The sequence below is a fragment of the Amycolatopsis rubida genome (assembly GCF_900115345.1).
In the GTDB taxonomy this organism is placed as follows: Bacteria; Actinomycetota; Actinomycetes; order Mycobacteriales; family Pseudonocardiaceae; genus Amycolatopsis; species Amycolatopsis rubida.
This window is the reverse complement of the sequence record NZ_FOWC01000008.1, coordinates 165,660-178,614: the sequence shown is the minus strand read 5'-3', so window position 1 is coordinate 178,614 and position 12,955 is coordinate 165,660. Positions and strand designations below refer to the sequence as shown.

At 71.6% G+C, this 12,955-nt stretch carries 15 protein-coding genes and 1 pseudogene; 8 read left to right on the top strand and 8 right to left on the bottom strand.

Annotation, left to right across the window (positions count from 1 at the left end; genetic code table 11):
- Positions 1 to 121 precede the first annotated feature (121 nt).
- The 3 genes from BM362_RS28315 to BM362_RS28305 all read left to right on the top strand — a co-directional run bounded on the left by BM362_RS28315 (position 122) and on the right by BM362_RS28305 (position 1,870).
- Positions 122 to 574, top strand: coding sequence for an ATP-binding protein (locus BM362_RS28315; protein WP_167545467.1), 453 nt, complete (start codon positions 122 to 124; stop codon positions 572 to 574).
- Positions 571 to 1,356, top strand: coding sequence for a SigB/SigF/SigG family RNA polymerase sigma factor (locus BM362_RS28310; protein ID WP_093575183.1), 786 nt, complete (start codon positions 571 to 573; stop codon positions 1,354 to 1,356). The genes BM362_RS28315 and BM362_RS28310 overlap by 4 nt, the downstream gene beginning before the upstream one ends.
- Before the next feature lie 100 nt (positions 1,357 to 1,456).
- Positions 1,457 to 1,870: a VOC family protein gene (locus tag BM362_RS28305; protein WP_067579855.1), complete on the top strand. Its 414-nt coding sequence runs from the start codon at positions 1,457 to 1,459 to the stop codon at positions 1,868 to 1,870.
- A 9-nt stretch (positions 1,871 to 1,879) separates the two neighbouring features.
- On the opposite strand, the gene BM362_RS28300 is transcribed toward BM362_RS28305, so the two are convergent.
- Entirely contained in the window at positions 1,880 to 2,374 is a 495-nt protein-coding gene (locus BM362_RS28300; protein ID WP_093575182.1) for a L,D-transpeptidase, read from the bottom strand.
- Positions 2,375 to 2,513: 139 nt separating this feature from the next.
- Between BM362_RS28300 and BM362_RS28295 the strand changes: the two genes are divergently transcribed.
- Complete coding sequence (locus BM362_RS28295; protein ID WP_067579859.1) at positions 2,514 to 2,792, top strand: hypothetical protein; 279 nt, start codon at positions 2,514 to 2,516, stop codon at positions 2,790 to 2,792.
- Between the two features lie 25 nt (positions 2,793 to 2,817).
- On the opposite strand, the gene BM362_RS28290 is transcribed toward BM362_RS28295, so the two are convergent.
- Positions 2,818 to 4,368 carry a S53 family peptidase gene (locus BM362_RS28290; RefSeq protein ID WP_167545466.1) on the bottom strand — a complete coding sequence of 517 codons (1,551 nt, stop codon included), beginning with the start codon at positions 4,366 to 4,368 and terminating at the stop codon, positions 2,818 to 2,820.
- Positions 4,369 to 4,506: 138 nt separating this feature from the next.
- Between BM362_RS28290 and BM362_RS28285 the strand changes: the two genes are divergently transcribed.
- Complete coding sequence (locus BM362_RS28285; RefSeq protein WP_093575180.1) at positions 4,507 to 5,697, top strand: SGNH/GDSL hydrolase family protein; 1,191 nt, start codon at positions 4,507 to 4,509, stop codon at positions 5,695 to 5,697.
- On the opposite strand, the gene BM362_RS28280 is transcribed toward BM362_RS28285, so the two are convergent.
- The 3 genes from BM362_RS28280 to BM362_RS28270 form a co-directional block, all read right to left on the bottom strand.
- The gene (locus BM362_RS28280) at positions 5,684 to 6,982 is read right to left on the bottom strand and encodes an MFS transporter (protein WP_067579865.1); all 1,299 of its coding nucleotides are present in this window, start codon (positions 6,980 to 6,982) and stop codon (positions 5,684 to 5,686) included. The two genes, BM362_RS28285 and BM362_RS28280, sit on opposite strands and share 14 nt — an antisense overlap.
- A gap of 393 nt (positions 6,983 to 7,375) precedes the next feature.
- Positions 7,376 to 8,245: an LLM class flavin-dependent oxidoreductase gene (locus BM362_RS28275; RefSeq protein ID WP_067579867.1), complete on the bottom strand. Its 870-nt coding sequence runs from the start codon at positions 8,243 to 8,245 to the stop codon at positions 7,376 to 7,378.
- A 14-nt stretch (positions 8,246 to 8,259) separates the two neighbouring features.
- A complete protein-coding gene (locus tag BM362_RS28270; RefSeq protein WP_067579869.1) occupies positions 8,260 to 9,162 on the bottom strand; it encodes an alpha/beta hydrolase family protein in 903 nt (300 codons plus the stop codon).
- Between the two features lie 147 nt (positions 9,163 to 9,309).
- On the opposite strand from BM362_RS28270, the gene BM362_RS28265 reads away from it, so the two are divergent.
- A complete protein-coding gene (locus tag BM362_RS28265; RefSeq protein WP_093575179.1) occupies positions 9,310 to 9,885 on the top strand; it encodes a TetR/AcrR family transcriptional regulator in 576 nt (191 codons plus the stop codon).
- An 87-nt stretch (positions 9,886 to 9,972) separates the two neighbouring features.
- Here the strand turns inward: BM362_RS28265 and ligD are convergent, their stop codons facing one another.
- Positions 9,973 to 10,962, bottom strand: a complete 990-nt coding sequence (ligD, locus tag BM362_RS28260) for a non-homologous end-joining DNA ligase (protein ID WP_093575178.1) — start codon at positions 10,960 to 10,962, stop codon at positions 9,973 to 9,975.
- Between the two features lie 88 nt (positions 10,963 to 11,050).
- On the opposite strand from ligD, the gene BM362_RS28255 reads away from it, so the two are divergent.
- Both BM362_RS28255 and BM362_RS28250 read left to right on the top strand, forming a co-directional pair.
- The gene (locus tag BM362_RS28255) at positions 11,051 to 11,392 is read left to right on the top strand and encodes an MmcQ/YjbR family DNA-binding protein (protein WP_093575177.1); all 342 of its coding nucleotides are present in this window, start codon (positions 11,051 to 11,053) and stop codon (positions 11,390 to 11,392) included.
- 91 nt (positions 11,393 to 11,483) lie between these two features.
- Positions 11,484 to 11,672, top strand: coding sequence for a hypothetical protein (locus BM362_RS28250; RefSeq protein WP_143132498.1), 189 nt, complete (start codon positions 11,484 to 11,486; stop codon positions 11,670 to 11,672).
- A gap of 97 nt (positions 11,673 to 11,769) precedes the next feature.
- Here BM362_RS28250 and BM362_RS28245 read toward each other — a convergent pair whose 3' ends face one another.
- Together BM362_RS28245 and BM362_RS49370 are read right to left on the bottom strand one after the other, a co-directional pair.
- Positions 11,770 to 12,357 (bottom strand): YbaB/EbfC family nucleoid-associated protein, encoded by a 588-nt coding sequence (locus BM362_RS28245; protein ID WP_093575175.1) that lies wholly within the window; start codon positions 12,355 to 12,357, stop codon positions 11,770 to 11,772.
- 293 nt (positions 12,358 to 12,650) lie between these two features.
- A pseudogene (locus BM362_RS49370) lies at positions 12,651 to 12,950 on the bottom strand (type VII secretion target); the annotation flags it as partial.
- Positions 12,951 to 12,955 lie beyond the last annotated feature (5 nt).

The following is a 12,955-nucleotide window of genomic DNA, read 5'->3' as shown; positions in this document are numbered from 1 at the left end:
GCCGGATTCACCCGGGATGCCGCCGCGAACCGGCCCGGGCCCGCGGTAAACGTGCCGCTGCGCACAAACCGGGATCCCGGCCGCACGTGTCGATCGGGCCCCGCCTGGGTATGCGGGAGCCATGAACGACGAGGGCCCCGGCAGCCGCGCCAGCGGCGGCATGCCAGCCGTGGACCGTTTGCTCGACGAGGTGATCGAGCTGCGGCTTCCGGCGGAGACTTACCAGATCCCGCTTGTCCGCATGCTCGCGCAGGCTGTCGCCGCGCGGGCCGATTACGGGCTCGACGCGATCGCCGACGCCAAGATGGCCGTCGACGAGGCGTGCGCCCAGGTCGTCTCGACGGCCGCCCCCGGGGCGGCGATGACCTGCCAGTTCACCGTCTCGCCCGAGGGGATCCGGTTCACCGTCAAGACCCGCACCGGGCAGCCGGAACCGCCGAGCGAGCGAAGTTTCGGCTGGCACGTGCTGACCACGCTGGCCGCGAACGTGTCCGCGCGCAGCGTGCCGGACCCCGCCGAAGACGGGTACGCGCTGACCCTCGACCTCGACCTGCACCGGGAGGCGAGCGGGTGAACCAGCAGCCCGTCACCCGCCACCGTGACGAATACGCGCACACCGCGCCGCTGTTCGAAGAGCTCGCCGCGCTGCCCGCAGGCGACGGGCAGCGGCCACGGCTGCGCGAACAGCTCGTCACCGAATTCCTGCCGGTCGCCGAGCACATCGCGACCCGGTTCACCGGACGCGGCGAACCCCGCGAGGACCTCGTCCAGGTCGCCCGGATCGGCCTGATCAACGCGATCGACCGGTTCACCCCCGACCGCGGCCCGGACTTCCTGTCCTTCGCCGTGCCCACGATCATGGGCGAGATCCGCCGGTACTTCCGCGACACCGGCTGGTCGGTCCGCGTGCCGCGGCGGCTCAAGGAACTGCATCTCGCGCTCAGCCGCGGTTCGGCCACCCTGTCGCAGACGCTCGGCCGCGCGCCGACGCCCACCGAGCTCGCCGAGCACCTCGGGCTCGAACTCTCCGAGGTCCACGAAGGGCTGGTCGCGGGCCACGCGTACCAGACCTTGTCGGTGGACAAGCCGGTCCACGACGACGCCGAACCGCTGCTGCTCGCCGACACGCTCGGCAGCGACGACCCGGAGATCGAGCACATCGAGAACCACGAGGCCCTGCAGCCGCTGCTGCGCGAACTGCCCAAACGGGAGCGCGCGATCCTGGTGATGCGGTTCTTCGGCGGTCTCACCCAGACCCAGATCGCCGAGCAGGTCGGCATCTCGCAGATGCACGTGTCCCGGCTGCTGTCGCAGACCCTCGAACAACTGCGCGGCAAACTCACCGGCGACCCCTGAGCAGGCCCGCGACGGGGGTCGCCCGACCGGGCTCGATCCCGTTGTCGCACCCCGCGGATCTGCGACGATTCGGGCCCGTCCATCAGCTGAGGAGGGCCCGATGGCCTCGAAACTCAACCCGTACATCAGCTTCGCGGGCAACGCCCGGGAGGCGATGGAGTACTACCACGACCTGTTCGGCGGGGACCTCGCGCTGAACACCTACGGGGAGGCAGGCGCACCCGCGGAGGCAGGCAACGCGGACAACGTCATGCACGCGATGCTGGAGGGCGAGAACGGCTTCACGCTCATGGCCTCCGACGTGCCGCCCGGCATGGAGCACAACCCGGGCACGACCATCTCGGTCAGCCTCAGCGGCGACGACGGCGACCTGCTGCGCCGCTGCTGGGAAAAGCTGTCCGACGGCGGAACGGTGGCGGTTCCGCTGGAAAAGCAGATGTGGGGCGACGAATTCGGCGCCTGCACCGACCGGTTCGGCGTCTCCTGGATGGTCAACATCGGCCGGCCCGGCTGAGCCGGTCCGTCAGCGGTCCACCTCGACCTCGGCCCCCACCGGCAGCCGGTCGAACACCAGCGCCGAATCCTCCTCGGTCAGGTGGATGCAGCCGTGCGACGGACGGTCGAGCGGCCCGGCGTGGAACGCGATGCCGCCCGGGGCGAAGAACACCGAGTTCGGCATCTCGTCGCCGTACTCGTCGCTGCGGTGGACGCGGTCCTTCCACGCCACCCGGAACGTCCCGACCGGAGTCGGCTGGCCAGGGCCGCCCGGCTCCATCGGGACCGACCGCACCGCCACGCCGTTCTCCATCAGCCACGCCCGCCGCAGCGAAAGGCTCGCACACGCGCCGGTGACCACTGCGCACGACGGGCCCGGCGGAGTGTGCCGCACCGGCGGCGCCGGCAGTTCCGGCGACGGGGCCAGCGGCATCCCGGCCGCCTCGGCCGCCGGTTCCGCCGGCGCTCCGCACCCGGCCGCGACCAACCCGGCCAGCACCATCGCGACGATCTTCCCGCGCATCCGTCCGCTCCCGCCTCTCGCTCCCCCCTTCCTCTACGGGCGAGCGGGGCGAAAGGTTGCGAGCCCGCGCCGGACGGCACCGGACCGCCTGCCCCGGTCCACGGTGAGCCGCCGGTGCCGGACCCGTAGTATCGACGACATGCCTGACGAAGACCTGAGCGAGCGCGTGGCCCGGCTCGAACGCCAGGTTGCCGACCTCCGTGCACGTTCGGCCGACGCTGGGGCGGCACGCGTCCTCGCCGCCGGAGCCGACCGGGACGTCGCGGAAGTCCGTGCCGAGCTGCGCGCTCACACGGGCACGCTCAACGCGCTCCGCGAAGACCAGGTCGACCTCCGAGAGGAGATGCGAACGGGCTTCGCCTCGGCGAACGCCTCGCTCGGCCGGATCATCGAACTCCTGGACCGCGACAGCCAGTAGCGGCTGACCGGCCTCGACTGTCCATTCAGGACGCTTTACCTCCGAGAACCTTCTGCAGCGCCGCACCGTCGGGCACCCCGAGCCCGGTGCACGCGTCCCATCCGGCGGCGGCCGAGTACGCGCCGTTGCCGCCCTCGGTGATGTCGCGGAACCCCGGCTGCGCCCTGCCCGCGCCGGCTCCGGCGTACAGCTTGCTGTGCACCAGCCCGAATCCGCGTCCGGCCGACTGCGCCAGCCTGGCCAGCAACGCCGCCCACAGCGGCGAAACCGCGCTCGTGCCGCCGACGACGATCTGCTGTCCGTCGACCAGGACCTGGTACCCCGTCGCCGGATCCGCGTTGCCCGCGACGTCCGGGACGCCGCGACCGGGCTTTCCCTCCCCGGCCCGAGCGGGCACCCCGGCGGACTGCTGGTAGTCCGGCACCGGGAACGCGTCGCTCACCCCGCCGCCGGTCGACCCGCCGCCGGAGGTGTTCCAGACCGTCTCGGAGTTCACTGTCGACGGTGGGGTGCCGTCGAGTGTGGTGCCGCCGCAGGCGAGCGCGTGCGGGCTCGACGCGGGGAAATCGACGTGCTGCGCCCCGTCTTTCTGCCCGTCGGCACTGCCGTTGTCGCCGGACGCGCAGCACACCGTCACGCCGAGCGCCGCGGCGTCGGCGAACGCCTGGTCCATCGCGGTGCGGGCCTGCGGCGTCCACTGGTCCTCGGACTGGCCCCAGCTGATGCTGACCGCGACCGGGGCCGGCGTGGCGTGCACCGCGGTGCTCACCGCGTCCAGGAAGCCCTGGTCGGTGTTCGGCGCGAAGTACACGATCTGCGCGGCTCCCGGCGCCAGCGCGCCGATCACCTCGATGTCGAGCAGCACTTCCCCGTCGGCCGAATTCGGGTCGCCGGTCGGCGCGTTCTTGCCGCCGTCGACCCCGGCCGCGGTCACCTTCGGTTCGGTGATCTTCAAGCCGGCGAAGTACTTCTGGAGATCTTCCGGCTGGTACCCGCCGCCGAGTTCGATCACCGCGACGGTCTGCCCGGCGCCGTCGGCCCCGGCCGGGAACCCGTACAGCCGGCCGACTTGATCCGGGGTGTAGCCCTGTCCGGCGGCTTCCTTGTGCAGCCGGAACATCGCCCGCGCCTGCGGCCGTTCGTCGAGACCGAGCACGGCGACCACGACGTCCCCGAGCGAGGCGGGCAGCTCCAGTTCCCCGGTGCGTGCGGCGAATTCGCCGGTTTCTCCGTGGCGGACCCGGTTGAGCTCGGTCTTGAACGCGGCCGTCATCGCCCGCGCCGGGCCACGAACCGAGACGCGGCGCGATCCGGCGTGCGTGCCGGTGACGGTGAGCCCGGCGTCGGTGAGGACAGTGCGCACCAGGTCGAGATCGTCGGCGGTGGCCCCGTAGCGGTCGGCGAATTCCTCCGGGGCGAGCGGCTCGCTCAGCGCGGCCACATCCAGTTCGGCGCGCCGCCGCAGGACGACGGTCGCGGTGACAGTGACGTCCGCGTCGAGCGGGCCGAGCACCTCGGCCTCGGCCAGTGCCGGACGCAGACTTCCGGACAGTGATACCCATTGTGATTCCGTCATCACTCTATGGTGAACCCTGGGCCGCCGGTCCACCACCGTCGTATCCCCCGTCCGGCGGCAAAACCTGTCCGGTTTTCTGTCGGCCCGATGACCGGGACCGCGGATGCCGTGCCGTGCGGGCGCGCGCACAGTGTCTCCATGAAACGGATCCTGACTCTGGGCACGGCCGCCGTGCTCACGCTGGGCGCGGTCACCGCGTCCGGCAGCGCCGAGGGCGACCTGGCCGCGCACGGCTGGGCCGGCACCTGGGCGGCGTCGCCCGCGGCCGCGGTGGCGAACACGCCGCAGGGGTATCCGAACTACTCGATCCGCAATGTAGTGCACACCAGCGCGGGCGGAAATCAGGCCAGGGTAAGGCTTTCCAACACCTTCGGCACCGCACCGCTCACCTTCGGCCACGTGACGCTCGCCGTCGCCGCCGACGGTCCGCGCGCGGCCGGCGGCACGATGCGCACGCTGACGTTCGGCGGACAGTCCACTGTGGTCGTTCCGGCAGGCGGCGAGGTGCTGAGCGACCCGGCTTGGCTGCGCGTTCCGGCCGACGCCGACCTCCTCGTGACCACGTACGTGCCGACGCCGTCCGGCCCGGTCACCTACCATCCGCTCGCCCGGCAGACGTCGTTCTTCACCCGCGCCGGCGATTTCGCGGGCGAGGAGTCCGGCGCGTCGTTCACCGAGCAAACCGCGGTGTGGCACTACGTCAGCGAGGTCGATGTCCGCGGGCCGGCGCGCGGCACCGTCGTGACGCTCGGCGATTCGATCACCGACGGAGCGCACTCCACGCCCGGCGCGAACCGGCGCTGGCCGGACCGGCTGAGCGACCGGCTGCACGGACGGCTCGGCGTGCTCAACGCCGGGATCAGCGGCAACCGGCTGCTCCTCGACGGCGGCGCCTCGGGCCGCAACGCGCTCGCCCGGCTCGCCGACGACGTGCTGACCAGCGGCGACGTCCGCACGCTGATCGTGCTCGAAGGCATCAACGACATCCAGCAGAACCCGCACCAGACCGATCCGGCGATGATCGTCTCCGCGCTGCGGCAGATCGTCGCACAGGCCAAGGCGCAGGGCATCCGGGTCGTCGGCGGCACGCTGACGCCGTTCAAGGGCTGGAAGATCTACGACCCGACGCTGGAGAAAACCCGCCAGGCGGTGAACTCCTTCATCCGGACCAGCGGAATCTACGACGGAGTCGTCGACTTCGACGCCGCCGTGCGCGATCCCGCCGATCCGCTCGCGATGCTTCCCGCCTACGACTCGGGCGACCACCTGCACCCGAACGACGCCGGATACCAGCGGATGGCCGACGCGGTGCCGCTCACGCTGCTGTGACCGCCACGAGCGGCTTGCGCGGGAACGCCAGCACGGCAAGGAGACTGAGCACGCCGACGCCCACCATGTAGAGCGACACCGACAACGACGTCCCGGTCGAACTCTGCAGCGCGGCTGCGATCAGCGGGGCGAACCCGCCGCCCAGCACCGCGCCCACGGCGTAGGCGAACGACGATCCGCTGTAGCGGAACCGGGATTCGAACAGCTCCGAGAACAGCGCCGACTGCGGTCCGTACGTCGCGCCGAGGCCGATGTTCAGCACGACCACCGCGACGATCAGCAGCCACGGCTGCGCGGTGTCCACGAGCAGGAAGAACGGGACCGACCACACGACCAGCAGCACGGAACCCGCGAGGTAGACGGGTTTCCGCCCGGCCGAGTCCGACCAGATCGCCGCCGCGACGATGCTCACCAGCCACACGACGCTGCCGACGATCACCACGACCAGCATCGTCGTGCTGGACAGCTTCAGCACCGAAGTGCCGTACGACAGCAGGTAGGCGAAGAAGATGTAGCCCAGCGCGGTGTTCGCGATGAAGCTGACCGCCGCCGCGAGCACCTGCTTCGGCCGCGCGCGCAGCACCTCCACGATCGGCAGCCGGCTGCGCTCGCCGGTGCTGCGCAGTTTCGCGAACACCGGGCTTTCCTCCACGCGCAACCGGATCACCAGCCCGACCGCCACCAGCACGAGGCTGACCAGGAACGGGATCCGCCAGCCCCACGACCGGAAGTCCTCTGGCGACAGCGAGTTGTTCACCGCGAAGAACACCAGCTGCGCCAGGATGAGCCCGGCCGGGACCCCGATCTGCGAGAAGGAGCCGTACCGGCCGCGTTTGCCTTCCGGCGCGTGCTCGACCGCCATCAGCGCCGCGCCGCCCCATTCGCCGCCCGCCGAGATCCCTTGCAGCACCCGGAGAACGACGAGCAGCACCGGCGCGATCACCCCGGCCTGGTGGTAGGTCGGCAACGCGCCGACGCCCGCGGTCGCGAGCCCCATCAGCACCAGCGAGGCGACCAGCATCGCCTTGCGCCCCACGCGATCGCCGAAGTGACCCCAGACGATTCCGCCCAGCGGCCGCGCGACGAACCCGACCCCGAGCGTCGCGAACGCGGCGAGCGTGCCGGACGCCGGGGAAAGCGACGGGAAGAACAACTTGTTGAAGACCAGGGCGGTCGCCGTGCTGTAGGCGAAGTAGTCGTACCACTCGATGGTCGTCCCGATCGCACTGGCGAGCGCCACCCGCCGGATCCGCCCCGCCGTGTTCGTTTCCTGCTCAAGCACCACTGCCGAGCCCCCTTCTCGTTCCGGCGCGTCATCTTGGCACGGCGGGTCCCTTCCGGTCGACCACCGGAAGGCGGGCGCTTCAGCCGCCCGGCGGCGGTGAGCACCGGGTGGTGGCCCAGCTTTCCGGCCGCGACCGGGACGAGGGTCAGCAGATCGCCGATCGCCTTCGGTCCGGTTTCGCTCACCGGGCCATTCCCGCGGAAACTCGGTTCCTCCCGTGCCTTCCGGTGCGCGAGGGACGGCCGGGAGCCCGTTCCGGTGTCCACGGCCGCCTGGCCGAACTGGCGAATCGGCGGGTCGCGGGGTGCCGCCAGTGCCCAGATCTGCGGCCGTGAACCGCGGGAACGAAGCCACTTCGCGGCTTCGGCCGCAACGAGCCGCACCCGGAGCCGCCTAGCCCGCCTTGGCGATCACCTCGTCCGCGACCCACTGCGCGATCCCGGCCGGGTACGGCGCGGGCAGCCCGAGCACGACGTGGCTGAACCCGGCTTCCAGCGCCTCCCCGATCGCCGCCCGCGTCAGAGCAGGCCGGTCGCAGGACACCGGCAGGTGGATCGAGCGCGTGATCTCCTCCGGGTCGCGGCCGATTTCCGCGCAGTACCCGTCCAGGATCGCGTTGCGTTCGACGGCGTCCGCGATGTCCCCGCCGGGGATGTTCCAGACGTCGGCGTGCTCGGCGACCACCCGCAGCGTCGCGCGGGCCCGGCCGCCGATGACGAACGGCGGATGCGGGCGCTGCACCGGCTTCGGGTTGCCGGACGCGCCGGTCAACTGGACGTGCCTGCCCGCGAAATCGAATGGCTCGTCCTCGGTCCACAACTTCCGGATCACGGTGCACGCTTCGGCGAACCGGCCCACCGCGTCGGCGGTTTCCAGGTACGGCAGGCCGTGCGCCTCGTACTCCCGGCGAGCCAGCGGATGACTCGGCCGGGAGCCGACTCCGATGCCGAAGTCGAGCCGTCCGCCGGACACGACGTCGACGGTCGCGGCGATCTTCGCCAGCATCGCAGGCGGGCGGAACCGGTTGCTGGTCACCAAAAGCCCGAGCCGGAGCCGTTCGGTTCGCGCGGCCAGGGCGGACAGCAGCGTCCAGCCTTCGAAAATCGGGCCGTCCGGTTCTCCGGCGATCGGCAGGAGATGGTCGAACAGCCAGGCGTGCTCGATGGCCGGGATCGCGTCCGCCTCGTGCCAGACCTGCCGCAGCGCGGCGTAGCTGGTCTGCATCGGCGCGGTCATGATGCCGAACCGCGGTTTCGTGGTCATCGCGGGAAGTCCTTTCACTCGTGCGATTCGACGCGGCCGAACGGGCTGTCTTCGATCCCGGCCCAGCTGTCGTCGCCCGGAATGAGCGCACTGCGGAGATAGGCCGTGGACAGCCGTTGTTGCAGCGCGACGCGTCCGGGGCTTTCATCGGTGGTTTCCTTGGCCTCGTATCCCGAGATGCCGCCGAGCGAGTGCTCCGCGCCGAAGAGCGTCAGCAGGCTCTTCTCCCCCGGGCTGAGCCGGTACGCGTCGGTGAACCAGTCCGGGCCGCGCACGGACAGCATCGAGTCGTCCCGGTCCCCCGCGACGATCAGCGCAGGCGTCTTCAGATCGGCGAAATTCGGGCTCATGAACGGGAAATGCTCGGCAGCGAACGGCGACAGGCCGGCCCCGCCGATGCCGGTGACGGCGAACAGCACCCCGGCGGACACCCGCGAATCGGACAGGTCCTCGCCGACGCTGCCGTCCGCCTCGACGATGCGCGCGCCCAGCAGCATGCTCGCCGACTGCGCGCCCCAGGAGTGCCCGGCGACGGCGATCCGGCCGCGGCCGACTCGCCCGCTCAGCCCGGGCAGAGCCGCCTCAACAGCGTCGAGCTGGTCGACGACGTGCCGCAGATCCTCGACCCGCAACCGCCAGATGTTCGGCGTGCGCGGGTCCTGCTGGGGCAGGGCGCGGGTCCGCGAATCGAGGTGAGTCGGTTGCACGACAACGAATCCGTGCGCGGCCCAGTAGTCGGCGAGCGGGCCGTAACCGTCCAGGGACGAGCCGAACCCGTGCGAGAACACGATCACCGGCAGGTCCTGCCCGGCGGCCGGGGCGGACACGCGCACCGGCAGGTCCTCGCCGCGGCCCGGCGCGTCGAGCCGCACCGGCTTCACCGAGACGACCGGAGCCGCGAGCTGTCCTGCGGACATAGGAGCACCTTCTTTCGCCGTCCGGGCGCGCGAGGGTGTGGTGGCCGGCGGCCCGGTCTGGCATCATAGGCAAACGGAACGTTGCTCCGGTAACTATACGGAACACGGTTCCGCTTGTCTACCGGCGGCACGCGGAGGGAGTGGCACGTGGGTGAGAACGCGGGGGCCCGGACGAAACGAGCGGACGCCCGGCGCAACGAGAAAACCCTGCTCGACGCGGCGGCGGCGGTGTTCGTCGAGTCCGGGGTGGACGCGCCGGTGCGCGACGTCGCGACCAGGGCGGGCGTCGGCGTGGGCACGATCTACCGGCACTTCCCCACCCGCGCGGACCTGATCATCGCGGTGTACCGGCACCAGGTCGAAGCGTGCGCCGACGCGGGCCCGAAGCTGCTGGCGGACAACGAATCCCCGCACGCCGCGCTCGCGCAGTGGATCGACCTGTTCGTCGACTTCCTCGTCACGAAGCACGGGCTGGCGGGGATCATGCAGTCCGACCACAGCGGGTTCGAGGCACTGCACGCGTACTTCCTTGAGCGGCTGGTCCCGGTGTGCACCGACCTGCTCGACGCCGCCGCGAAGGCCGGGGAAATCCGGACTGACCTGGAGGCGGTGCACCTGATGCGCGGCGTCGGGAACCTCTGCATCGGCGCGGAAGCCGACGACAGCTACGACGCGCGCCGGCTGGCCGGGCTGCTGATCACCGGGTTGCGGGAGACTGGCTGAGGACGCCTGGGCGCCGGGATTCCGACCGCGCGTTCCCGGACGGAGCGGCCGCGAGCTGTCCGCGTCGGGCGTTGCCAGGAGAATCCTTCACCGCGCCGGAACAATGACCTCGTCAGGACGCCGTTCCGGCCGCAACCCCCGCCAAGCCGTATGCCGCAGCCGCCCGTCCCCCGGGGTGAGGCGGCGGTACACCACCTCGCCGACCACCTCCGGGTTCAGCCAGTGCGCGCCGCGCGCCCGCTCGCGCGGCACCTGGCCGGCGAACGGGCTTGTCTTGCGCTCCAAGGGAACCAGCTGCGCCTGAAGGTCTTTGAGCATCGCGTCGGTGAAGCCGGTGCCGACGTCGCCCAGGTACCGCAGCTCCCCCGACTCCAGGTCGTGCGCGCCCAGCAGCAGCGCGCCGATCGTGCCCTCGCGCCTGCCCTGGCCCGGGCGCCAGCCGCCCAGGATCACTTCGGTCGTCTGCACCAGCGGGTGTTTGAGCCATTCCGGGCTGCGCCGTCCCGGGTGGTACCGCGACGAGCGGGCCTTCACCATCAAGCCTTCGAGCATCATTTTCCGCGCGACGTCCAGCAGACCGGCCGGGGTCATGCCCTCGTCGGCGAGGTCGCGGTACCGGTACCAGGGCGTGATCGCGACCAGCTGCCGGTCCGGCGGTTCGATTTCGGCGAGCCGCTCGCGGCGTTCCTCGTACGGCGCGTCGAGCAGGCTTTCGCCGCCCAGGCTCAGGAGGTCGAAGGCGAAGTACGCGACCGCCTGCCAGGTGCGGTTCTGCAGGAGCCCGAAGTCGGGACGGCCGTGCTCGTCGAGCGCGACGATCTCGCCGTCCAGCACCGCAGGCCGTCCTTCGAGCGCGCCGCCGAGCGCGCCGGACAGCTGCGGGAACCTGACGGTGAAGTCGTTGTCGTTGCGGCTGGTCAGCAGGGTGCTTCCGTCCGGTGCGACGCGCATGGTCGCCCGGTAACCGTCCCATTTGAACTCGTACGCGTACGCCGGATCGTCGCGCAGCGCGCCGCCGTCGGGCGAGGCCAGCATCGGCTCGATCGCGGGCGGCATGCCGCCGGCCACTTCGGACATTCGGGCACCTCCGCGCACCACCGTAAGCCGAACCCGCCGGATCCGCCGCCGTAAGATGGCCGGGTCCACGACGAAGGGGCCAGGACCGGTGCCGAGCAAGGATTTCGAACGGATCGTCCGCAAGCTGCGCGAGGTCGAACGCGGCAGCGGCCGCGACTACACGTCGTTCAGCGTGCGCGGGAAACGCTTCGGTTACCACTGGCCGCGCACCGACACGGTCGGGCTCAAGCAGACCATCGCGGAGCAGCAGGCGCTCGTCGCGGAACGGCCGGACGTGTTCGAGGAACAGTTCACCTCCGGCGGGTTCGGCTGGGTGGTGGTGCAGCTGGGCGGCATCGAGGCCGACGAACTGGCCGAGCTGGTGTACGAGGCGTGGCGGCTGTCGGCCCCGGAGGACCTGGCGGCCGAGGTTCCGCTGCCGCAGCTCTGACGATCCGGCACAACCGGTAAGGAGGCGCCGGGTCGCGGCGATCTTCTTCGTGTTCAGGCGGAGGAGGCCTGCGGCGTTCGGGGTGCTGGCCGTGGGGGTGTCCCTCGGGTGGCAGCCGCTGTTCGCCGCCGGACCCGGTCGCGCGGGCTTCCCGGACCCGCCCCCGTCGTGCGGCCCGGCCTGCGCCAACCCGGCGGAGTGGGGCAGGGTGCTGGTCGGCGGCGCGCTGCTGGCACTGCTGCACCTGCGCTATCTGGCCGACCGCACACAGGTTCGCTGACCCGGCGTCCACATCGGACAGTCCACAAACGACTGCGCCGCGGCCCGGCGCCGTGCGAGCGAGGCAGGCCGGGGCGCGGAGCCACCCCGGACGGGTCTCACCAGGGGTTGTTGTCCTGCTCGTCCGGGTCGATGCCGCCCGGACGGCGGCCCGGCGGCGGCGCAGCGGGCCCGCCCGGTGCGGGCGGCGAAGCGGGCGGACGGGCCGCACCGCCTGCCGGCGGCGGCGTCTTGGCGGGCGGCTCCGGCTCCTCGTCCGGGGCGTCCGGCTGGTCGGCGGGGTCCGGGTCGGGGTCCGGGAAGCGGCTGCGGAGGGAATCGAGCATGACCGCGCGCGTGTCCGGGTCCTCGTCGCCGAGGCTGCGGCCCATGACCTCGGCCACGCGGTCGGTGATGCCCGACTGCGCCTTGCGCATCGTCTCGAGCACCATCCTGGAGAGCTCCTCCGGCGGGATGGTGCGCGTGCGGGAACTGAACACCAGGTCCGACACGACCCCGTCGGCCCCGACGGTGACCTTGACGGTCCCGTCCGGGCTCGTCGCGGTCAGCCGCAGCTGCTCGGTTTCCTGCTGGGCCGCCGCGTAGCGCTCCGCCTTGCGGGCGAACCCGGCCGCCCATTCGTCCATTCGCCGGATTGCGTCGTCGGGGTCCCTGATCAGGTCGCCCAGCCCACCCGCGCTGGTCATGCTTTTCGTTCTCCTCGAATCCCGTCACCCGCGCCGCCTGCGGGCGGGTCTAGTCCTCGCCGCGACGGGCGCCGTCGTCCGTTGACGGTACCCGTCCGCCGCCGCGCCGCGAGGGCGGCGCCGCCTCGCTACGTCTCCTCGGCCCGCTCCGTCGGCCGCAAGGGCTCCACGGGCGTGGCGTCCCGGTTGAACGGCACGTTCTGCCCGGTCGGGGCCTGCACCCCGCCGACCCGGAACCGCTCCTTGAGCTCCCCGCTGTCGGTCTTGCTGAGCATCCCCTCGGTCACCACCTTCTTGAACGGCTCCGACTGTCCCTCGTCGCCCTCCTGGTAGGACTTCGCGGCGGTCCGCACGTTGTCCGCGGTCGCCTGGACGCCCTCGATCGCGCCGCTGATCGCTTCCTTCGCCTTCTCGCCGGTCGGGTTGATGATCGGCGGGAGGAAGGCGCACAGCAGCCCGTACGCGTCGTCGGACATCGCGTAGTTCGCCGCCTGCGCCGCGGTGTTCAGCCGGTCCACCAACCCGTCCAGGTGGCTCGCGTGCGCCACGAGGTCGTCGGGTTCTACTCGGAACCCCTGTGCGCCTCCGCTCATCGCCG